The organism is Parasphingomonas caseinilytica, assembly GCF_036663755.1.
Taxonomy (GTDB): Bacteria; Pseudomonadota; Alphaproteobacteria; order Sphingomonadales; family Sphingomonadaceae; genus Sphingomonas.
The window spans coordinates 802,232-823,156 of record NZ_JAXOJL010000001.1 but is presented as its reverse complement, the minus strand read 5'-3'; the positions used below and the strand labels follow the sequence as shown (position 1 = coordinate 823,156).

Below are 20,925 nucleotides of genomic sequence, written 5' to 3'. Positions count from 1 at the left end.
GATCCTTATCGGCTTGCCCCCGGCCTTGCCAAGGGATTGCGGCGGGAACGGGGCGTGGTCAGCCGAGCAGGCCGTTCGCGCGATACCATCGGGCGGTTTCGGCCAGCCCGGCGGGGGTGGCGATCTCCGGCTGCCACACGGCCGGATCGGGGCGATGCTTCGGATCGCTGGTCCAGTCGGGATGCACCAGATAGCCGACGCGATCCTGCGTCAGCTTGGCGTCTGCGCCGCGAAACGCCTTATCCGCGTACGCCGCGAGCGCGAGCAAAGCCTTGGGCAAGGGCAGGGGCAAAACGCTCCGCCCGACCGCCGCGCCGACCGCGCGGGCGAAACCGGTATGCGTCCAGCCGCCGGGAACGCCATCGTCTGGATCGAGGACCAGCCGGCCCGGATCGGTTTCGGCGAGCGTGATCAGCAGTCGCGCGAGATCATCGACATGGATGATCGACATCCTGCCCGGAGGCGGCAGCAGCGCGAGGCCCATCCGGGCGAGGCGGAACACGTCGCGCATTTCCATGTCGCCGGGGCCGTAGATCGCTGGCGGGCGGACGATCGTCCAGTCGAGCCCGGAGGCGCGCACCTCGGCCTCGGCAAGTTGCTTGGAATGGCCGTAATGCGACAGCTTCGGCTCGCGCGCCGATAGCGACGAGACATGGACGAAGCGTCGGACGCCCGCTGCCTCGGCCGCTGCGATCATGTTGGCGGTGCCCCCGGCGTTGCCCCGCAGGAAATCGGGCAGGTTGGGGGCGTTGACCACGCCGGCGACATGGATCGCGACGTCGGCCCCTTCGGTAAGGCGGGCGAGGCTGTCGGTATCCTCAAGGCTGCCTTCGATCCAGGTGATGCCGTCCTGGGCAGGCTGCGCTCGACGGGCCAGGGCGCGGATCCGGTAGCCGCGGTCACGCGCGAGCGCGATCAGGCGCTTGCCGACGAAGCCGGTGCCGCCTGTGATGGCGAGGGTGATCTGCGCCGCGATCACAACATCGCCATATGGTTACGATGCACCAACGCCCCGCGCGGCGCATAACCCAGGATCGCCGCCAGCGCATCGCTGCGCTTGCCAGTGATCCGCACTGCATCCGCCGCATCATATTCGGCCAGCCCCCGGGCCAGCGCCGCACCGTCCGGCCCCGCGACGACGATCAGGTCGCCGCGCGCGAAACTCCCCTCGATCCGTGTCGCGCCCGCCGCGAGCAGGCTCTTGCCCGCCCGCAACGCCGCCACCGCGCCGGCATCGATATGCACCGTGCCGCGCGCCGTCAGCCCGCCCGCGAGCCACGCCTTGCGCGCCGGAGCCGATTTCTCCGCCACGAACAGGGTATGCCGCGCCTCGTCCGCCGCCGACAGGATCAGCGGCCGATCGATCCGTCCGCTGGCAATGGCGAGATGCGCGCCAGCCGCATTGGCGATCCGCGCGGCGGCGATCTTCGACACCATTCCGCCCGAGCCCATGCCGGACGCCGATCCACGATCCGCCATCGCCTCCACGCCGCCATCGATGCGCTCGACCCGCCCAATATGCTCGGCACCGGGCAGCGCAGGGTTGCGATCGTACAACCCGTCCACATCGCTCAACAGCACCACGCCCTGTGCGCCCGCCGCCTGCGCCACGCGGGCCGCCAGCCGGTCGTTATCGCCGAAGCGGATTTCTTCGGTCGCCACCGAATCGTTCTCGTTGAGCACCGGCACCACGCCCAGCCCGAGCAACCGGTCGAGCGTCGCGGCGGCGTTGAGATAGCGACGGCGGTCCTCCAGATCGTCGAGCGTGACGAGGATCTGTGCCGCCGTTAGCCCCATCGCCCCGAGTGCCTCCGCCCAGACATGCGACAGCGCGATCTGTCCTACCGCAGCGGCCGCCTGCGCATCTTCGAGCGAGGCGCGTCCCCCCTTGGCCAGCCCGAGCCGCCGCGCCCCGAGCGCGATCGCCCCGGACGACACCACCGCAATCTGCTGACCGGCCCTGGCGCGAGCGGCGATATCCGCGGCGATCCTCTGCAACCACGCCCGCCGCACGCCGCCATCGGCCTCGACAAGCAAGGCCGACCCGATCTTCACGATTAGGCGCGGGCAGGTGGCGGGGGGAAAGAGCGACATGCCGGATGCGTTAGCGTGGGGAAGCGCCACCGCCAATGGTAGCAGTGCGGATCAATCGCGCGCGAAGATTTCTTCGTGTGGAAGTGAAAGGCCGAGGGATGGCAGCGGCGCATCGACGGCTTCGTCGTACGCCACGTCGTTCCAGCCATGTGCTGTCGTGCGCTGCACGATGCGTAGCCGTTCTGCGGCGGTATCGACGAAGACGATCGTATCGACGCTGTCCAGCGCCTTGTACTCGTCCAGCTTGACGCGCAGGTCGGTTCGGGCTGTTCCGGCCGACAGAATTTCGATGATGACGCGCGGATCATCAAACGCCAACGCCTTGTCGTCTCCACGCCGATCGTGGCAAAAAACCGAAGCGTCCGGATAGCGAACGGACAGATCGTGGGTACGGGTTGCCATATCCGGCCCGTAAGGCCGGCAACCACTTCCCCTCAGATTTTGCCGCAACCATGCAAGCACGTTAATTTGTACTTCGGCATGACGGGCCGTCCCGCCGGCCATCATCCGAATCACGCCATTGTCGAGTTCGGCCTTATGATCGCCGAAATCGATGTCGAGAAAATCCTCAGCTGTCAGCAGCGGATAGTCGGTTTGCGTCGCCATATACAGTACATATCATACCGCTGTAGCGCTTTAAACCGGCGACCAGGCGATCTCGTCTTCTCCCTCGTCATCGGCGCTGACCGTGCCGCTCTTCGGCCCGATCGCTTCGAGCAAGCGGTCCAGCACCCAATCCACGCCCGTACCGGCGGCACCCGAGATCGGGATCACCTCCGCGCCGCTTTCCGCTTCCAGTTCGGCGGAGAGGGCGGCGATCAGTTCGTCGTCGAGCGTGTCGATCTTGTTGAGCGCGACGACCACCGGCTTGTCGATCAGCCCGCCGCCATAGGCTTCGAGTTCGTCACGGACGATGCGGTAGCTTTCGGCCACGTCCTCGTCGTTCGCGTCGATGAGGTGAAGCAGCACGCGGCAGCGCTCGATATGACCCAGGAAGCGGTCGCCGATTCCCGCACCTTCTGATGCGCCCTCGATCAGCCCGGGAATGTCTGCCACGACGAATTCGTTATGCTTGTGTCGCACCACGCCCAATTGCGGGCGCGTGGTGGTGAAGGCATAGGCGCCGACCTTTGCCTGCGCGTTGGTAACGGCGTTGATGAAGGTCGACTTGCCGGCATTGGGCAGCCCGACCAGACCCGCATCGGCGAGCAGCTTCAATCGCAGCCAGACCCACATTTCCTCATAGGGCCAGCCGGTGCCGTGCTGGCGCGGGGTGCGGTTCGTGCTGGTCTTGTAGCTGGCATTGCCGCGACCGCCATCGCCGCCGCGCAGGAAAACGACCTTTTCGCCAGCCTGCGTGAAGTCGGCCAGCACCTCTTCCTTGTCCTCGCTCAGCACCTGCGTACCGATCGGCACCTGGATCACCAGATCGTCGCCGCCCGCGCCGGTCATGTTAGACCCCGCGCCGCCATGGCCGCGCGGCGCACGGAAATGCTGGGTGTAGCGGAAGTCGATCAGCGTATTGAGGCCGGGCACCGCGACGAACACGATGTCGCCGCCCTTGCCACCATTGCCGCCGTTCGGGCCGCCATATTCGATGAACTTCTCACGCCGGAAACTGACGGCTCCGGGGCCGCCCGCGCCCGATCGGACGAAGATCTTTGCTTGGTCTAGGAAATGCATGGCGCGCTGCCTACCGCTTTAGCGCAGCTAAAGCGAGGCCGAAGCGCGCCCGGCTGGCCTCGCCACAGCGAGGACCGACGACGCGGCTTTGCCGCGGCACGCCCTTGAAGTGTTACCCGGCCACCTCGGCATGCGACATAACCAGCGACTTCACCGCCAATTCCCGCGCCGTCTCGCGCGGCAGGCCCAGCGCCTTGGCCATCGGCCCGCCGAGCAGGGCATCGCCCAGCGCGGTCAGCACCAGTTGCAACGTTTCCTCGTGAATCGAAGACCGCCCCGGCTCATATCCCTCGGACAGGTCGTCCACCAGCCGATGGATCGCCTCCAGGATCGGATCGAGCGCGTCCTGATTGCCGTTGAGGATCATCCAACTCGCCATAGCGCCCGCACCGTGCGTGAAGGCATCGAAAGTCATGTCGACCACCTCGCGCGGATTATGGTCGCTGGCGCGCGCGCGCTTGGCGGCCGCGCCGATCTGCTCCGTGATCGTGTCCGCGAGGTGGGCGATCAGCGCCTTCTGCAAATCCGCTGCCGATCCGAAATGGTGCAGCAGATTGGCGTGCGTGCGCCCCATGCGGGCGGCGACGGCCTTCAGCGTCACCGCCTGCGGACCGATTTCGACCAGCAGCGCACGCGCCGCCTCGATTGCGGTATCGCGCGATTGTTCGGGAGAAAGGCGCCTGCCGGTGGTTGCCACGAGAGGAGATAACCCTTATTTACATTCTTGTAAGTTAAATATTGCTCCTTTGTGTTCGGAGGTTTTCATGGCGAAAGCAACCACTCCCGCCGATCTGACGATCACCCCGCGCGATCTGCGCTTCGGTCGCGGGTCGGATATCCGCCGCTGGTGGCTGAACGACGATCCCATCGCGACCGCCTTCTACAATGCGCTGTCGGTGACGTTTCCGAAGGGCGAGGGCTTCTTCGTCGATAGCGTGCGCAACTTTCGCGAAGGCACGTCGCCGCGTCTTCATGGCGAGATCCAGGCGTTCATCAAGCAGGAGGTGATCCATACCCGCGAGCATGTCGCGTTCAATCGCCACGTCACCGATCAGGGTTATGACACCGCGCCGCTGGAGCGTGATGTCGATGCGGCGCTGGCCCTTACCAAGGGCCGTCCTGCGATCGCCAGCCTGGCGGCGACGATGGCGCTGGAGCATTTCACCGCAATGCTGGCGCATCAATTGATCGCCAACCCGAAGCACCTCGCCGGCGGGGATCCGCAGGCGGCGGCGCTGTGGCGCTGGCACGCCGCGGAGGAGATCGAGCACAAAGGTGTCGCGTACGACACTTGGCTACACGCGACGAAAGATTGGACTCGGTGGAAGCGCTGGAAGATCAAGTCGTTGGTCATGGTCGGTACGACGGTGAAATTCTTCCAGGGCCGTCGGCGCGGGATGATCGAATTGCTGCGACAGGATGGCCTGACGGGTCCGAAAGTGTGGGCGCGGATGGCGTGGTACGCGTTCGGCAATCCGGGCATGGCGCGCAAGATCCTGGGGGCCTGGGCTGCATTCTTCATGCCCGGCTTTCATCCGTGGAAGCATGACGACCGCGCGCTGATCGGTCTCGCCGAGAGCGATTACGCGGCGGCGGTGTTGCCTGTGGCGCAGAAGGCGCGGGCCGTGGCTGCGTGAAGTAAAAAAGCCCCTCCCCTTCAGGGGAGGGGTTGGGGTGGGGCAGTCCCGTCTCGAAGAGACCAGCGCCAGAATTTGCGGCATGGCCCCACCCCAACCCAGCATCGGGTAAACCGTGCCCCGCACGGTTTAGGTCATGCCCGGGGGCATAACCGACCCGATGCTCCTGAAGGGGAGGGGCTTCATTGGCTCAAGCCGCCATCAATTCCTCGCAGCATCGCCCGTCGTCGAGGTCGAGCTCCAGCATAGCCGACGCGGCCATCCCACCTCGCGCGAGCGAGTGGCGCGGCTCGACCCGACCGGTCGGGCGGAAACCGAGCTTGGCCAGCACCCGCCCCGAGGCAGGGTTGTCGATGAAGTGGAACGCATGCAGCCGCTTCAGACCGAGCGCATGGCGCACGATCTGCACGACCTGCTGCCCCGCCTCGGTGGCATAGCCCCGGCCCCAGGCATCTGGGGTGATCCAATAGCCCAGATCATACTGCCCCGGCGTCTCGCCCGGCTGGATGCCGATTCCGCCGACCAGGCGCGGGGCCACCGCCGGTGATTCGAACATCAGGAATCCGGGCGCGTCGAACGGGCGCGGACGCGACAGAAACGCCTCCGCGTCATCCAGCGCGTAAGGCCACGGCACACGCGCCAGCTTGTCCACGACATGCGGGTGGGCGATCGCGCGGGTCAGCGCAGCGGCATCCTCCGGCCAACCGGGCCGTAACGTCAGTCTCTTCGTGCGAGCGAACATTATTCTACTCTCCTCGTCGCGTCGTCGCCTAAGCACATCGATATGACGGGCCGGCGACAGGGCAGGGGAGGGAGCAATAAAAAAGGGAGCCGGGGTGACCCGTCTCCCTTGTTCGGTTCCCTTGCGGGAACCCGGATCACCCTGGTGGGCAACCCGGCTGGTTACCCGATGTTATTCGGCGGCAATCGCGACCGGCATGTCGACCGAGCAGAACTTTCGGCCCAGCTTGCCTTGCTTGAACGACACGCGACCTTCGGTCAGCGCGAACAAGGTATGATCCTTGCCGATGCCGACATTGGTGCCCGGATAGAATTTGGTGCCGCGCTGACGCACGAGAATGTTGCCCGGGACGACCGATTCGCCACCGAACTTCTTCACGCCAAGGCGACGACCGGCCGAATCGCGACCGTTGCGCGAAGAGCCGCCTGCTTTCTTATGTGCCATCTCGAACTACTCCTTACGCCTGAGCGGCCGGGGCTTCGGTGCCCGTCGCTTCGGTGGCGGCGGCCTTTTTCGGGGCTGCCTTCTTCTTCTCTTCGCTGCCGATCGCGGTGATCTTCAGGATCGTGTGCTGCTGGCGATGGCCGTTCTTGCGGCGATAATTGTGCCGGCGCTTCTTCTTGAAGACGATGATCTTGTCGGCCTTCGCCTGGGCGATGATCTCGGCGGAGACCGTCAGGCCCTCCACCGACTTCAGCTCCGAACCTTCGCCAGCGAGCAGAATGTCGCTGAACGAGATCGACGAACCTGCTTCACCATCGAGCTTCTCGACGACGATCTTGTCTCCGGCGGCGACGCGGTATTGCTTGCCGCCTGTGCGCACGACTGCGAACATGGCCTTACATCACTTTCAAAATAACGAGCCCCACGTCGAGCAAGCCCGGCGCGGGAAAGAGGTGCCACCTATGCAACGGGGGCGGGGCTGTCAACCGATTCACGCCGCCCGATGGGCGCAAATCGTTGCATTCCTGCAATGGTTGTACGGGAAAACATCTCCGGTTCGGCCCAATTTTCGCGATATGACAAGTTTATGTTGCAATGCGGCGACGGATATGGCGTCATTCGAGTCGTAGATAAAGGCCAGCAGAGATTCGGCTTAAGCGCCGTATGCCTGGGTCGAATGCTATGGGGCGGGAAACAAGGAGACAGTATTGAATCGACCTCGTCCGTGTGGCGGGGGTCGGAGGAGCATTAATTGCTTCGGGTCGAGGCCAATAGATTGTGCGTCGCGGGCGATATGTCACCCGCGAACTTGAAGTATGGGCCAATAAAATGAACTTCTACTGCCGAGTATATTCTGAAATCAGTCTCCTGCGCATGGATCGTTGACGACCGTGTTTGCGCGGCGGCCAAGATAGCGAAGATCGGGGGACGGAGTCTGAGGGTCACTTCACAATGGAGGACCTCAAATCGTGCTGAAACAGTCTGCTTCAATTCTTGCACTTGCCGTTGCCAGTGTCGCAGCGTCCGCTGCTCATGCCGCGCCAACGCCCGCGGACCAGGCGTTGGCAGCCTCGGCCTCCGTCGCCATTGCCGAAGAGGAGCGAACCGCGCCGGACGACGAAGTTCTCGTCACGGGGACGCGCGTACGCGGTATGACCGCGGCTGACAGTGCCGCGCCGGTCACCGTGCTCAGCGCGGACGCATTGAAACGCGTCGGTCAGACCGATCTGATGCAGGCGCTGGCGCAGAACCTGCCGACCGTGCAGGTGCAGGCGTTCGGCAACGATCAGACCGCATTCCACCCCTCGGTCAAGCTGCGCGGCCTCAATCCGAACCACACCCTGATCATGATCAACGGCAAGCGCCGCCACGGTACCGCCAACGTCGTCGTCACCAACGCATTGTGGACCGGCGGCGCATCACCCGATATTGGCCTGATCCCGCAGGACGCGATCGAGCGCATCGAAATCCTGCAGGATGGTGCCGCTGCACAATACGGTACGGACGCGATCGCCGGCGTCGTCAACTTCATCCTCAAGAAGAACGATCATGGCGTCGTCATCAACGCGACGGCGGGACAATATTTCGAAGGCGATGGCCTGAGCTGGGATATCATGGGCAATATCGGCATCGCGCCGGTCGAGGACATGTATCTTTCGGTGACCGCCGAGCGCAAATTTCACGATTACAGCTTCCGCGGCGATGTCGATCCGCGCGTGGTGGATACCGGTGCTTCGGGTTCGGCCAATACCGGCAACAATGGCGGGCGGACCATTCTGGCCCGCTACCCCGGCGTTACGAGCTTCGACAATTATCCCTACGTCAATCGCATCTTCGGCGATGGCCAGATGAACCTGACCAACGCGATGTACAATTGGGGCTATAGCGGTATTCCGGATGTCGAGCTCTACTCGTTCGGCAGCTATTCCCGCCGCGTCGGCCGCACGTTCCAGAATTATCGCCTGCCCAACGTGGTGTACGGCAAGTCGGCGGCGCCGAACGTGGCCGTTCCGACTGGAGATATCCCCTTCAAGTCCGGCTTCTCGCCGCAGGAGGTGCTGCGCGAGACGGATTATGCGGTGACCGGTGGTGCGAAGGGCACGTTCGGCGGCACGACGGTCGACCTCAGCCTGACCTACGGCCGGGATTTCAATGCGATATATGTCGAGAATTCGGCCAACGCCGCGCTCTATTACGATACGTCGACGTTGACGACGCCGGGATATACGCCTCGCAACGTGCACAACGGCGATTTCATCGCCAAACAGCTCACCGGAACGATCGATCTGTCGCGTGAATTCGAAATCGGGCTGTCCGCGCCGCTCACGGTGGCGGCGGGCCTCGAAAGGCGTAGCGAGAGTTACGAACTGCGCGCCGGCGAACTGGCATCCTATTATGTCAGCACCAATCCGGCTGCGCCGGCCGGCGGTATCCAGTCGTTCTTCGGCTATGCGCCGGCCAACGCCAGCCGCAACTCGCGCACGAACTTCTCGCAATATCTCGACGTCTCGTTGCGACCGGTCGAGTCGGTGTTCATCGAGGGCGCGGTTCGCCACGAAAATTATTCCGACTTCGGCGATACGACCGTGTTCAAGGGCACTGGCCGCTTCGATATCTCGCCCGCCTTCGCCATTCGCGGTACGGCGTCCACCGGTTTTCGCGCACCGACCCTGGCGGAGGCCTATTATTCGGGCATCAACGTCAGCGTCTCGTCATTGTCGGGGGTGTTCGCGCCGAACTCGTCGGGTGCGGCGGCACTGGGGATCGGCGGGTTGAAGCCGGAGAAATCCACCAACTTCAGCGCCGGCATCGTGTTCAAGCCGGCTAAACGGCTGGTCGTCACGCTCGATGGCTATTCGATTTCCCTGCGCGACCGCATCGTGCAGTCGGCGGGCTTCACCGGTTATTCGAACAATTGCCGATACCTGCCCGGGGGGTATGTCGCCGGTGCCAACCTTCAGGCGATCTACGACGCGTACAGGTTGGCCAATCCGACGACGTGCACCGGTGTGGTCTCACCCAATGTGTTGAGCGCCCTGGCCGCCAATGGCGTGCCCATCGCCCCTGTCGTGGCGACGATCAACAGTGGCGCGACCGGCGCGCTGGCGGTCAACACCTTCGTCAACGGCGTCAATACCAGGACGCAGGGCTTCGATTTCCTGGCCACCTATGCCAGCACGTTCGGCGGCATGGGCACGGTCGACTGGTCGATCGCCGCCAATTACAACAAGACGAAGGTCACCAAGGTTGCGGCCGCACCATCCGGTATCAATCCGGCCCAGGGCATTTTCGACAAATACGCACAGTCCAGCCTGACCGACACGTCGCCACGCTGGCGGGTCACGGCGGGCGCCTTTTGGCAGATCGGCGCGTTCAGCATAAACCTGCGCGAATCGGCTTATGGACCAACGTCGCAACTGGCGACGGAGCCGGCCAATGCCAACCTCGATTACCGGATCAAGGTGAATACGCGCTTTCTGACCGACCTCGAAGTTTCGGCGGAAGTAATCCACGGCGTCAAGCTGTCGGTCGGTGCCAACAATCTGTTCAACTCGTATCCGAACAAATACCCGGCCTATATCCGGGCGCAGCAATATGCGCTGAGTTCGACGGCCTATATCGTGCAATATCCGACCTTCTCGCCGATCGGCATCAACGGCGGCTATTATTACGGGCGCGCGACGCTCAGGTTCTGAGAGTCCGCTTGAAGCTCGCCCTTTCGCGAGCTTCAAAACTGACTTTTAGCGCGTTTCGACGAAGCCGAATTCGGCCAGGCTAGTTTCGACGGGAGACCGGTGGATGTTTCGCAACGAAGATTCCGGCGGGATCGGCCGCCGGAAGATGATGGGCGATACGGTCTTCACAGGGCTGGGCCTAGTAGGGGTCGGATCGGGATTGGGCGGCTGCACGACGATGTCGGATGGCCGCCCGATCGCCGACCCTTACGGCCCGCCGCCGCTGGCGCGGGTGCGGGCCTCGGTCGGGCGGATTTTCGATACCACCGTATGCCTGCGACCGTTCCGTGCGGCCGGGCCGCGGCTCGATGCCGAACAGGTCGGTGGCAAGCTGGTGGTGCACAATTACGGCCATGGCGGCAGCGGCTGGTCGCTGTCCTGGGGATCGGCCGAGGTCGCGGTGGGCAAGGCGATGGCCAACAGCCCGAAGGAAATCGCGGTCATCGGCTGTGGTGCCCTGGGCATCACAGCGGCCATCCACGCCCAGCACGCCGGCGCCAAGGTGACTATCTATGCCAGGGATCTGCTGCCGCAGACCCGCTCCGCCCGCGCGACGGGCAGTTGGACGCCGGATTCGCGCATCGCCCTGGCCGATGCCGATCCTGCGTTCGGCGATCTATGGGAGAAGATGGCGCGCAGTTCGTTTAAAACCTATCGCCGCTATCTCGGGCTGCCGGGCAGTCCGGTCGAGTGGAACGATCGGTATACCGGGTCGGACACGCCGATCGATTCTCCGCACAGGCCGAACCACGCAGCCGGTGATCCGGAATTCGCCAGCTATGGCGCGCGCATTCGCGATCTGACGCCACGCAGCGAAAAGGTGCCGGCAGGATCCACGCCATTCGCCATTCCCTATCTGTATCGCTCCGAATCGATGATGTTCAACATCGCCGATCTCGGCCACACGCTGATGCTGGATTTCTTTGCCGCCGGGGGCCTGTTCAAACGCATGGAGTTCAACACCCCCGCCGATATCGCCAACATCGCCGAGAGCGTCGTGATAGACTGCACCGGCTATGGCGCGCGCGCCTTGTGGAAGGACGAATCGATCATTCCCGTCCGCGGCCAGATTGCCTGGCTGATCCCTCAGGCCGAGGTGACGTACGGCCTGTATTATAAGGGCGTCAGCATGCTCTCGCGCAAGGACGGGATCGTCATCCAGGCGAACGATCGCGGCGAAGGGCAGGGCTATCGCGATGCCAACGAGACGGTCGATCGCGCCGAGGCGGAACATGGCGTGGCCGTGATCGCGCAGGCTTATGCCGGCTTCGGAATGCCCAAGAATTGTCGCGGACCAGCCTGAACCTCGGCTCCCCGCCGCCGTCAATGCCGATGCTGCGGCCTCAACGTGTATCGTCCGTCGGCATAATCGGTGAACAGGCCGGAGATCGCGGGATGATCGACCGGCTCGTCGGTGTCGTCCGGGATCAAATTCTGCTGGCTGACATAGGCGACATAGGTCGATTCCATATTCTCGGCGAGCAGGTGATAGAAGGGCTGGTCCTTGCGCGGGCGCAGGTCGAGCGGGATCGCATCATACCATTCCTCGCTATTGGCGAAGATCGGATCGACGTCGAAGATCACGCCGCGAAAATCGAACATGCGGTGGCGCACCACCTCTCCGATACCGAAGCGCGCGGTGGCGACCGGTGGCAGCGGAATCTCGGTTGAAACGGGTGTCATGGGGATATGGGCACGGGACATGAACCCAATCTAATGCGCTTTCCGTTCGGCACAAGTTTTTGCGCTTGGTCGGGAAGGGGGCTGCGGAGGGTTGCAACGCTTGGGATAGTTCATTAGACGCCCGCCTTCATCGACCGATATCGCTCCACCGGGTTCCCGCGCGGATGGTATCTAATGACCTCGCGGAGAGGTGGCAGAGTGGTCGAATGTACCGCACTCGAAATGCGGCGTGCCCTCGCGGGTACCGTGGGTTCGAATCCCACCCTCTCCGCCATGGTATCGATTGAAGACCAGCGCCCGAAAGGCCCCGAGACGAATGGCTTACAAGGAACCGACCTTCCAGGATCGTGCGGCGCTCGCCGCCCAGGCGAAACAGAAGGCGATCGAAAAGCTGAAGGCGAAGCCGCCGGTCGACCCCGCCGTCGCCGCGGCCCGCGCCGCCGCGCGCGAGGCCAAGGAAGCCGCGCTCGTCAAGAAGCGCGAGGAAAAGGCCGCCGCGATCGAACAGGCCCGTTTGGACAAGATTGCCAAGGCCGAAGCCGCCGCGGCGGAGATTGAGGCCGAGAAGCAGCGCCTGATCGATGCGGACATCGCCGCCAAGGCTGCGCGTGACGCCCGCTATGCCGCACGCAAGGCAAAGCGCTGAATTAATTCGCTACCGTCATCCTGACGAAGGTCAGGATCCATCGTTCCTCATTACCGATCGCCTATGGGGCGAGATGGATCCTGACCTTCGTCAGGATGACGGCAGTTTGTGGGGTGAGGGGCCCCTTAAGGCACGTTCCGCGCCAACTCCTCCAGAAACACCGCCGCCGTCCCATCGGACGGCGCGCGCCAGTCCCCACGCGGGCTCAGCGCTCCGCCCGCCGAAACCTTCGGCCCGTTGGGAATCGCCGACCGCTTGAATTGGCTGGTCACGAAAAACCGCACCAGGAATTTCTCCAGCAAGCCCGTGATCGTCGCCAGATCATAGTCGTGGCGGCTCGCCTTGGGAAAATCCTTCGGCCAGCGCCCGGCCTTCGCATCGGCCCAGGCATGCCAGGCGAGAAACGCGATCTTGGACGGGGCGAGGCCGTGGCGGATTGTATAGTGCAGGAAGAAATCGTTCAGTTCGTACGGCCCGATCCGGCTCTCCGTGCTCTGGATCGCGCCGTCCGCGCCGGGCGGCACCAGTTCGGGTGAAATCTCCGTGCCGAGGATCGCCTCCAGCACCGAATCGGTGTCGCGATCGAACTGGTCCGATGCTACGCACCAGCGGATCAGGAATTGGATTAGCGTCTTGGGCACGCCCGCATTGACGGCGTAGTGGCTCATCTGGTCGCCGACGCCGTACGTGCACCAGCCGAGCGCGAGTTCCGAAAGGTCGCCGGTGCCGATCACCAGCCCGCCGCGCTGATTGGCGAGACGGAACAGGTAATCGGTGCGCAGGCCGGCCTGCACGTTCTCGAACGTCACATCGTAGTGCGGCTCGCCATCCGCGAACGGGTGCCCCATGTCTCCCAGCATCTGCCGCGCGGCCGGGCGGATATCGATTTCGTCGCCGCTGATCCCCAGCGCGCGCATCAGTTTCCACGCATTCGCCTTGGTATCCTCGCCGGTAGCGAAGCCGGGCATCGTGAAGCCGAGGATGTCGGTGCGCGGCCGGCCGAGCCGATCCATGACCTTGGCGGCGACGATCAGCGCATGGGTCGAATCGAGCCCGCCCGACACGCCGATCACCAGCCGTTCCGCCTTTGCCGCGACGAAGCGCTTGAGCAGCCCCTCGACCTGGATGTTGAACGCCTCGTAACAGTCCGCATCCAGCTTCTCGGCCGTATTGGGCACGAACGGGAAGCGACGGATCGCGCGGATCAGGCCGACGTTGGCAAAGTCCGGTTTGTGGTCGAAACTGATGCGCCGGAAGCTCTTTTCGGGATCGCCGGCGAGGCGCGCGGCGTCGTTGAACGTGCCGTTGCGCATCCGCTCCTGCTCGATCCGCTCGGCATCGACATCGGCGAACAGGATCTCGGGATCATGGCCGAAGCGATTGGATTCGGCGATCAACTCGCCCAGTTCGTGGATCGTGCCCTGGCCGTCCCAGGCGAGATCGGTCGTGCTCTCGCCCGCCCCCGCCGCCGAATAAACATACGCACAAACGCACCGCCCACTCTGCGCCTCCGACAGCATCATCCGCTCGCGCGACTTGCCGATCGTGACGTTCGACGCGGAAAGGTTGCAGCAGATCAGCGCGCCGGCCAGCGCGCCGAACGTCGAGGGCGGAATCGGTGCCCAATAATCCTCGCAAATCTCAGCGTGGAACACGAAATGCTCCAGATCACCCGCCGAGAAGATCAGATCGGTGCCGAAGGGCGCCGTTTGCCCGGCGAGGGTGATGTGCGCTCCGGCGAGGTTCGCACCCGAAGCGAACCAGCGCTTCTCATAATATTCGCGGTAATTGGGCAGGAACGTCTTCGGCACCACGCCGAGGACCCGTCCCCGCGCGATGACCACGCAGCAATTGTACAGCCGGCCGTTGCGGGGGAGGGCCGCCCCAACCAGCAGCACCGGTCGCAATTTCGCGCTGGCCGCCACCACCGCGCCGATCGCGGCTTCGGTGGCATGATGCTGCGCGGTCTGCAGGTGGAGATCGTCGATCGCGTAGGACGTCAGATTGAGTTCGGGAAACACCAGCAAATCCGCGCCGGCCTTGTGGCCCTGTTTCGCCAGCGCGATCGTCGCGGTGGCGTTGGCCGCCGTATCGCCGACGCTGGCCGGCGGGGTGCACGCTCCCACCCGGATCAGGCCGTGGCTGTGGATCGAATAGAAAGGATGCGTCTTCGCCATGATTGCGGGTGTAGCGGCCAGCCGTTAGCAAGTCATCACGCCCATAAGGAAACACCCTCATGAAGATCAGCGCACGCAATCAAATTCCCGGCACGATCGTCTCCGTCACGCCCGGTGCGGTCAACGCGACGGTAAAGGTGGATATCGGCGGCGGCAATCTCGTCACGTCGAGCATCACCAACGAGGCGATCGCCGATCTCGCGCTGGCCGAGGGTGATGCGGTGTCGATCATCGTCAAGGCCAGCGACGTGATGATCGGCAAGTAACATGCGGATCGGCGCGCTCAAGCTGAAGGCGCAGGTCTATTGCGGCGACGAACTCGCGATGGGGCCGGGCAAGGCCGATCTGCTCGAGGCGATCGACCGCGACGGATCGATCTCGGCAGCGGGCCGGGCGCTCGGCATGAGCTATCGGCGCACGTGGTTGCTGGTCGACGGCATGAACCGCTGCTGGAATGATCGGCTGGTGGAAACGGTGGCCGGTGGCGGCGCGGGCAGGGGGGCCAAACTTACCGCTGCGGGGCGGGAAGTACTGGCGGCGTACCGTGCGCTGGAGGGGCGGTTGCAGACGGCGGCGGATGGCGAACCGATGGAGGATTTGCTTGCGCTGCTGCGCGAGGCGCCGTTGCCGGCTTGAGCGCACTCCGTTCGCCCTGAGCCTATTGAAGGGCACGCGCAGCGCTTGGGCTTCGACAGGCTCAGCCCGAACGGAGGTGGAGCGGATTTACCGCCCCCCACCCAATCGCGTCATCAGGATCGCCGCCCGCTTTGCCTGCCGCTTGATGCTGGAAAGATCCACCGTCTCGCCCGGTGCATGATCGCCCCTGCTGGCGGTGCCCAGCCCGATCAGCCCGTCGACATCTTTCGCCACGAACGAGATATCGCCCGCGCCCCGCCGCAATGGATCGAGCGGCGCCATCTCGGCTAACCCCAGATCGGCATTCACGCCGTTGAGCTTCGCGAGCAAGGCGCGATTGCCCGCCGTCGGCGCCATCGCCGGATAGCCGCCGGATTCGAACACGATCTTCGCATCGGTGCCCGGCGCATGTTTCGTGACGATCGCGCTCATCTTCGCCTTCACCCGCTCGGTCTGCTCCTCGGACAAAGTGCGGAAATCGCCCCGCGCCAAAGCGGTTGAGGGGATCACGTTGCTCTTGCCCGTCGCGCTCGCCCGCACGCCATGGGCATCCAGCGCGGCGGTCGCGCCACCGGCGATGATGCCGGTGTTGAAGGTCAGGTTCGGCTCGGGCAATTCGCTCCGGAACGCGGCGAGAATGCGCGCCAGTTCGTTGATCGCGCCATCGCCATAAGTGGCGTTGAAGATCAGCGAGGAATGGCCGGTCTTGCCGCTGGTGGTCAGCGCCCAGCTATTGGAGGAGCGCCGGGCGATCGATCCCATATCCTTGCCATCCTCGACGAACAGCCCCTCGAAATCGAGCGCGGCATCGGCGCGCTTGCCCGCCGCGATCAGGTCGGCGCGCGCGACCGCGATCGGATCGCCCGAATCCTCCTCGTCGCCGGTCAGCACGATCTCGAAATTGGCCGCATCCAGCGTGCCCGCGGCCTTCATCGCGCGCAGGGCGGCGATCATCACCACCATGCCGCCCTTGTCGTCCCCCGCGCCCGGGCCTTCCGCCTGTTCACCGGTGCGGACGAACCTCTGAAACGCCGAATCCTTCTCGAACACCGTATCGAGATGCCCGATCAGCAGCAGCCGCTTCGCGCCGGCCTTGCCGTTTCGCGTCGCGATGATGTGCCCGGCACGGTGCGCGGCAGCCATCGGCTTCCACACAACGGTGAAACCCAGCGGCTCCAGCTCGGCCCGCACCATCTTGCCGACCGCATCGACCCCGGCGAAATTCATCGTCCCCGAATTCTGATCGACCAGCTTTTGTAGGAGCGCGACCGAGCGTTCGTATTCGGCATCCACCGTCTTCGCCATCACCGTTTCGGGCGCGCTCAGCTTCGCCTGCGCTGATGTGGCAGCGAGCAACGCAGTTGCGGCGAGGAACAGGGACATCCGCATCGGCAGCCTCCGAAAAAGAGAAGGTTGGCGCGCCCGGAGGGAGTCGAACCCCCGACCGAGGAGGTAGAAGCTCCTTGCTCTATCCAACTGAGCTACGGGCGCGTCGCGTTGTGCATTAGCGCGGATTGCGCGGGTGCGAAACCGGCTTCATAGTCTCGTGCGACGACGAAACGGGAATGCGCACATGCCGGCACCGATCAATGCGCGCGACCTGACCGGCGCGCAGTTGCGCTATTTCGATTTCGTCATGGCCGCATTTGTCGCGATCATTCTGCTGTCGAACGTGATCGGCGCGGGCAAGGTGGCGCAGATATGGCTGCCCGGCATCGGATATTGGCCCTTTGGCGCGGGCATCTTGTTCTTCCCGATTTCCTATGTGATCGGCGACGTTTTGACCGAGGTGTACGGCTATGCCCGTGCGCGGCGGGTGATCTGGGCCGGATCGATCGCGGTGCTGTTCATGGCGTTCATGTCCTGGGTGGTGGTGAAACTGCCGCCCGCACCCGATTGGCGCAACCAGGCGGCGTACGAGACGATCTTCGGCCAGGTGCCGCGCATCGTCTTCGCCTCGCTCTGCGCTTTCTGGGTCGGCGAGTTCGTCAATTCCTATGTGCTGGCCAAGATGAAGGTCTGGACCGGCGGCAAGCGTCTGTGGACCCGCACCGTCGGTTCCACCGTGGCGGGGCAGGGGATCGACAGCCTGATCTTCTACCCGCTCGCTTTCTGGGGTGCGCACGGCTGGACCAACGCACTGGTGCTGAAGATCCTCGTCACGCAATGGGCGCTGAAGGTCGGCTGGGAAGTGTTGCTGACGCCGGTGACCTATCTCGTCGTCGGCTTCCTGAAGCGCCGCGAGGGTCTCGACGTGTTCGACGACGGCACCGATTTCACGCCGTTCCGGGCGCGTGTATGAGCCCGCTGCAAACCGCCAAGCTCTGGCTCGTCCAGCATGTGCATCTCGCCAAGGATGCGCTCCACATCTATGTCGCTTTGGGGCTGTTCTTCGGATCGGCCCTGTTGTTCGGCTGGCGCCTGCGCAGTTGGCGGCCATGGCTGGTCGTGTTGGCGGCGGCGCTGATCGGCGAGGCGTGGGACATCCGCGATCGGCACCTCGGGCACATTTCGCAGAATTACGACGCGAATCTCCACGATATCTGGAACACGCTTTTCTGGCCGACCGTCATCCTGCTGCTGGCGCGACGGACGAAGATGTTCGGTGGACGTTAGGGTGTTCGCTAACGCTAAATCACCCCATGCTCGTTCGCCCTGAGCCTGCCAGGGTCCCACGAAAGTACTACTTTCGTGGGATTTTGGCCGAAGGGGCGCGTTCAGGGCAGGTGCTTCGACAAGCTCAGCACGAACGGTGGGAAGAGTTGAGCTAAGCCGCAACCAGTTCCAGCAACCCCTCGAACATCCCGCGTCCGTCCGTCCCGCCATGCGCGGCCTCGATGCGGCGTTCCGGGTGCGGCATCATGCCGAGCACATTGCCGCTGGCGTTGAGTACGCCGGCAATGTTCCGCGCCGATCCGTTGACCGGCCCGCCATAGCGGAATGCCACACGGCCTTCACCCTCCAGCCGATCGAGCGTCGCATCGTCGGCGAAGTAATTGCCGTCATGATGCGCGACCGGGATCGAGATCGTCTGGCCCTGCGCATAGCGGCTGGTGAAGATGCTCTGCGCATTCTCCACCACCAAAGGCACGTCGCGGCAGACGAAGTCGATGCCGGCATTGCGCATCAGCGCGCCGGGCAGCAGGCCCGCCTCGGTCAGCACCTGAAAGCCGTTGCACACGCCCAGCACCGCGACGCCGCGTTCCGCCGCCTCCGACACCGCGCGCATGATCGGCGACCTTGCCGCCATCGCGCCGGAGCGTAGATAATCGCCGTAGGAGAAGCCACCCGGCACGCCGATCAGGTCCAGCCCCTCGGGCAGTTCGCTGTCGCCGTGCCACACCATCGTGGGGGCGATGCCGCCGACATCGCGGATCGCCACCGCGAGATCCCGGTCGCAATTCGACCCCGGAAAAACGATGACGGCCGCCTTCATGCCTTCTCTACCCGGTAATTCTCGATCACCGTATTGGCAAGCAGCTTGCGGCACATTTCGTCGATGCTCGCGTCGCTCGTATCGTCGGCGACGTCGAGTTCGATCAGCTTGCCCTGCCGCACGTCCTCGACGCCGGCAAAGCCCAGCCCTTCGAGCGCCTTGTGGATCGCCTTGCCCTGCGGGTCGAGGACGCCGGGTTTCAGCGTGACGATGATACGCAGTTTCATGGCTTACTTGCCCTTGCTCTTGCGATGCTTTTCGAGATCGAGGACGGCATTGTCCGCGCCCTCGGGCAGCAGACCTAGGCGGCGGGCGACCTCCTGATATGCCTCCACTTCGCCACCCAGATCGCGGCGGAAGCGATCCTTGTCGAGCTTCTCGTTGGTCTGCATGTCCCAAAGGCGGCAACCGTCCGGGCTGATCTCGTCGGCCAGGATGATGCGGGCGTAATCATTGTCCCACAGCCGGCCGAATTCCAGCTTGAAGTCGATCAGGCGAATACCGACCGCGGCGAACATGCCGCACAGGAAATCGTTCACGCGGATCGCTAGGTCCGCGATGTCGTGCATCTCCTCCTGGCTCGCCCAGCCGAACGCGGCGATATGTTCGTCGGTGATCATCGGATCGCCGAGCGCATCGTCCTTGTAATAATATTCGATGATCGTGCGCGGCAGTTGCGTGCCCTCCTCGATGCCGAGGCGCGTGCTGAGCGAACCGGCCGCGACGTTGCGGATCACCACTTCAATGGGGATGATCTCGACCTGGCGGATCAACTGTTCGCGCATGTTGAGGCGACGGATGAAGTGCGTCGGCACGCCGATCAGGCCGAGCAGGGTGAAGACATGCTCGCTGATGCGGTTGTTCAGCACGCCCTTGCCGCTGATCGTGCCCTTCTTCTGCGCGTTGAAGGCGGTGGCATCGTCCTTGAAATACTGGATCAGCGTCCCCGGCTCCGGACCCTCATAGAGAATCTTGGCCTTGCCTTCGTAGATCTGGCGGCGGCGAGCCATGCGGCATTACCCCTTGAAAGAAGCGCCCCGGCCAAGCGGGATTCGCACGGCCGGGGCGGGATGAAGGGCGCTATATCGAAAGCAATGGTGGGGCGCAATTATCTGGCGCGCTTTGTCGTCACCTTCTGAGCGCCGCCCCGATCAGGCGCTTGGCCTCCGCCCAAGCGGCGCTTTCCGGGGCGATCAGTTCGACGTGGCCGGTGTCGGGGATGAGGTGCAGCGCCACCCGGTCGCCGGCCTTCTTTGCCTGCGCCTCGTATCCGGTGCCGAGGCGGATCGGGATGATGCGGTCCTTATCGCCGTTGACCAGATCCTGCGGCACTTGGAGCGGCAGGAGGCGGGGGACGGACGTGTCGTAATAGACGTCCTTGCGTGTCGCGGAGGGAGTGCCGACCAACTGGCCGACCACCTCGACACCGCAGCCGTTATCCGGGCTGGCGGCGGTCGCTTCCAGATCGGGCAAGCCGCCGAGGCTGATGACATGGGCGATCTTCAGCGGCCTGGCGCTGTAGAGCGGGCTGGTTTTTGGCAATTTCGTGCGACCGGCGAGCCACAAGGCGAGATGCCCGCCCGCCGAATGGCCGACCGCGACGATCCGCTTCGTATCGAGATGATATTTCGCGGCACTCGCGCGCAACGCATCCGCCGCCTTGGCCGCATCCAGGAAGGTGCCGGGATAGCCGCCGCCGGTGCGATCCACACCGCGATAATCGATGTTCCATACCGCGATGCCGCTCTTGCGCAGATCGTCGGCGATCCAGTTCATCAGGCTGCGATCGGCGATGCTGGTCGTCCAGCAGCCGCCATGCACCATCAGCACGGCGGGGAAACGGCCGCGATGTCCCGGTTTGCCGGCCGGCACCCACACGTCCACCTTCTGCATATTGTCCTCGCCATACGCGATCGTGGCGTCCGGCTTGGGCTGTTCGCGCTTAGTCAGGTCCGGCCAGGTGAGCAGCTTGGGGGGATCGGCGGGCATGCTCATGGCGGGGACCGGCATCAG

The 20,925-nt window shown here is 64.1% G+C and carries 23 protein-coding genes and 2 tRNA genes; 9 read left to right on the top strand and 16 right to left on the bottom strand.

What is annotated here, in order from left to right; genetic code table 11:
• Window positions 1–58 precede the first annotated feature (58 nt).
• The 5 genes from U1738_RS03890 to U1738_RS03870 form a co-directional block, all read right to left on the bottom strand.
• The gene (locus U1738_RS03890) at window positions 59–979 is read right to left on the bottom strand and encodes an NAD-dependent epimerase/dehydratase family protein (RefSeq protein WP_332787698.1); all 921 of its coding nucleotides are present in this window, start codon (window positions 977–979) and stop codon (window positions 59–61) included.
• Window positions 976–2,094: a glutamate 5-kinase gene (gene proB, locus U1738_RS03885; protein WP_332787697.1), complete on the bottom strand. Its 1,119-nt coding sequence runs from the start codon at window positions 2,092–2,094 to the stop codon at window positions 976–978. The genes U1738_RS03890 and proB overlap by 4 nt, the downstream gene beginning before the upstream one ends.
• Before the next feature lie 51 nt (window positions 2,095–2,145).
• Window positions 2,146–2,700 carry a Uma2 family endonuclease gene (locus U1738_RS03880; protein ID WP_332787696.1) on the bottom strand — a complete coding sequence of 185 codons (555 nt, stop codon included), beginning with the start codon at window positions 2,698–2,700 and terminating at the stop codon, window positions 2,146–2,148.
• 30 nt (window positions 2,701–2,730) lie between these two features.
• A complete protein-coding gene (gene obgE / locus U1738_RS03875) occupies window positions 2,731–3,777 on the bottom strand; it encodes a GTPase ObgE (RefSeq protein ID WP_332787695.1) in 1,047 nt (348 codons plus the stop codon).
• Window positions 3,778–3,889: 112 nt separating this feature from the next.
• Window positions 3,890–4,474 (bottom strand): TetR/AcrR family transcriptional regulator, encoded by a 585-nt coding sequence (locus U1738_RS03870; RefSeq protein ID WP_332787694.1) that lies wholly within the window; start codon window positions 4,472–4,474, stop codon window positions 3,890–3,892.
• Window positions 4,475–4,541: 67 nt separating this feature from the next.
• Here U1738_RS03870 and U1738_RS03865 point away from each other — a divergent pair, with 67 nt between their 5' ends.
• Complete coding sequence (locus U1738_RS03865; protein WP_332787693.1) at window positions 4,542–5,414, top strand: metal-dependent hydrolase; 873 nt, start codon at window positions 4,542–4,544, stop codon at window positions 5,412–5,414.
• A 190-nt stretch (window positions 5,415–5,604) separates the two neighbouring features.
• Here the strand turns inward: U1738_RS03865 and U1738_RS03860 are convergent, their stop codons facing one another.
• The 3 genes from U1738_RS03860 to rplU form a co-directional block, all read right to left on the bottom strand.
• Window positions 5,605–6,156: a GNAT family N-acetyltransferase gene (locus U1738_RS03860; RefSeq protein ID WP_332787692.1), complete on the bottom strand. Its 552-nt coding sequence runs from the start codon at window positions 6,154–6,156 to the stop codon at window positions 5,605–5,607.
• Between the two features lie 171 nt (window positions 6,157–6,327).
• On the bottom strand, window positions 6,328–6,600 hold the full coding sequence (gene rpmA, locus U1738_RS03855) for a 50S ribosomal protein L27 (RefSeq protein WP_055778098.1): 273 nt from the start codon (window positions 6,598–6,600) through the stop codon (window positions 6,328–6,330).
• Between the two features lie 13 nt (window positions 6,601–6,613).
• On the bottom strand, window positions 6,614–6,991 hold the full coding sequence (gene rplU / locus U1738_RS03850) for a 50S ribosomal protein L21 (protein ID WP_332787691.1): 378 nt from the start codon (window positions 6,989–6,991) through the stop codon (window positions 6,614–6,616).
• A 670-nt stretch (window positions 6,992–7,661) separates the two neighbouring features.
• Between rplU and U1738_RS03845 the strand changes: the two genes are divergently transcribed.
• Together U1738_RS03845 and U1738_RS03840 are read left to right on the top strand one after the other, a co-directional pair.
• Window positions 7,662–10,295 (top strand): TonB-dependent receptor plug domain-containing protein, encoded by a 2,634-nt coding sequence (locus tag U1738_RS03845; RefSeq protein ID WP_332787690.1) that lies wholly within the window; start codon window positions 7,662–7,664, stop codon window positions 10,293–10,295.
• A 103-nt stretch (window positions 10,296–10,398) separates the two neighbouring features.
• Complete coding sequence (locus U1738_RS03840) at window positions 10,399–11,637, top strand: FAD-dependent oxidoreductase (protein ID WP_332787689.1); 1,239 nt, start codon at window positions 10,399–10,401, stop codon at window positions 11,635–11,637.
• 20 nt (window positions 11,638–11,657) lie between these two features.
• Here U1738_RS03840 and hspQ read toward each other — a convergent pair whose 3' ends face one another.
• A complete protein-coding gene (gene hspQ / locus U1738_RS03835) occupies window positions 11,658–12,017 on the bottom strand; it encodes a heat shock protein HspQ (protein WP_332787688.1) in 360 nt (119 codons plus the stop codon).
• 184 nt (window positions 12,018–12,201) lie between these two features.
• Between hspQ and U1738_RS03830 the strand changes: the two genes are divergently transcribed.
• Both U1738_RS03830 and U1738_RS03825 read left to right on the top strand, forming a co-directional pair.
• Window positions 12,202–12,291 (top strand) — tRNA-Ser (locus U1738_RS03830).
• Window positions 12,292–12,333: 42 nt separating this feature from the next.
• On the top strand, window positions 12,334–12,663 hold the full coding sequence (locus tag U1738_RS03825) for a DUF6481 family protein (RefSeq protein ID WP_332787687.1): 330 nt from the start codon (window positions 12,334–12,336) through the stop codon (window positions 12,661–12,663).
• 125 nt (window positions 12,664–12,788) lie between these two features.
• Here the strand turns inward: U1738_RS03825 and U1738_RS03820 are convergent, their stop codons facing one another.
• Entirely contained in the window at window positions 12,789–14,840 is a 2,052-nt protein-coding gene (locus tag U1738_RS03820; protein WP_332787686.1) for an NAD(+) synthase, read from the bottom strand.
• Between the two features lie 59 nt (window positions 14,841–14,899).
• On the opposite strand from U1738_RS03820, the gene U1738_RS03815 reads away from it, so the two are divergent.
• Window positions 14,900–15,106, top strand: a complete 207-nt coding sequence (locus tag U1738_RS03815) for a TOBE domain-containing protein (protein WP_332787685.1) — start codon at window positions 14,900–14,902, stop codon at window positions 15,104–15,106.
• 1 nt (window position 15,107) lies between these two features.
• Window positions 15,108–15,476, top strand: a complete 369-nt coding sequence (locus U1738_RS03810) for a winged helix-turn-helix domain-containing protein (protein WP_332787684.1) — start codon at window positions 15,108–15,110, stop codon at window positions 15,474–15,476.
• An 87-nt stretch (window positions 15,477–15,563) separates the two neighbouring features.
• On the opposite strand, the gene U1738_RS03805 is transcribed toward U1738_RS03810, so the two are convergent.
• Both U1738_RS03805 and U1738_RS03800 read right to left on the bottom strand, forming a co-directional pair.
• Complete coding sequence (locus U1738_RS03805; RefSeq protein WP_332787683.1) at window positions 15,564–16,865, bottom strand: M20/M25/M40 family metallo-hydrolase; 1,302 nt, start codon at window positions 16,863–16,865, stop codon at window positions 15,564–15,566.
• A 25-nt stretch (window positions 16,866–16,890) separates the two neighbouring features.
• Window positions 16,891–16,967, bottom strand: a tRNA-Arg gene (locus U1738_RS03800).
• Window positions 16,968–17,049: 82 nt separating this feature from the next.
• On the opposite strand from U1738_RS03800, the gene U1738_RS03795 reads away from it, so the two are divergent.
• Both U1738_RS03795 and U1738_RS03790 read left to right on the top strand, forming a co-directional pair.
• On the top strand, window positions 17,050–17,778 hold the full coding sequence (locus U1738_RS03795; protein ID WP_332787682.1) for a queuosine precursor transporter: 729 nt from the start codon (window positions 17,050–17,052) through the stop codon (window positions 17,776–17,778).
• A complete protein-coding gene (locus tag U1738_RS03790) occupies window positions 17,775–18,092 on the top strand; it encodes a hypothetical protein (RefSeq protein ID WP_332787681.1) in 318 nt (105 codons plus the stop codon). The genes U1738_RS03795 and U1738_RS03790 overlap by 4 nt, the downstream gene beginning before the upstream one ends.
• Before the next feature lie 151 nt (window positions 18,093–18,243).
• Here the strand turns inward: U1738_RS03790 and purQ are convergent, their stop codons facing one another.
• The 4 genes from purQ to U1738_RS03770 form a co-directional block, all read right to left on the bottom strand.
• Window positions 18,244–18,912, bottom strand: coding sequence for a phosphoribosylformylglycinamidine synthase subunit PurQ (purQ, locus tag U1738_RS03785; protein ID WP_332787680.1), 669 nt, complete (start codon window positions 18,910–18,912; stop codon window positions 18,244–18,246).
• Window positions 18,909–19,139: a phosphoribosylformylglycinamidine synthase subunit PurS gene (purS, locus tag U1738_RS03780; protein ID WP_332787679.1), complete on the bottom strand. Its 231-nt coding sequence runs from the start codon at window positions 19,137–19,139 to the stop codon at window positions 18,909–18,911. Before purS ends, purQ begins: the two co-directional genes overlap by 4 nt.
• Window positions 19,140–19,142: 3 nt before the next feature.
• Window positions 19,143–19,922 (bottom strand): phosphoribosylaminoimidazolesuccinocarboxamide synthase, encoded by a 780-nt coding sequence (purC, locus tag U1738_RS03775; protein WP_055778137.1) that lies wholly within the window; start codon window positions 19,920–19,922, stop codon window positions 19,143–19,145.
• A 118-nt stretch (window positions 19,923–20,040) separates the two neighbouring features.
• Window positions 20,041–20,907 carry an alpha/beta hydrolase gene (locus U1738_RS03770; protein ID WP_332787678.1) on the bottom strand — a complete coding sequence of 289 codons (867 nt, stop codon included), beginning with the start codon at window positions 20,905–20,907 and terminating at the stop codon, window positions 20,041–20,043.
• Window positions 20,908–20,925 lie beyond the last annotated feature (18 nt).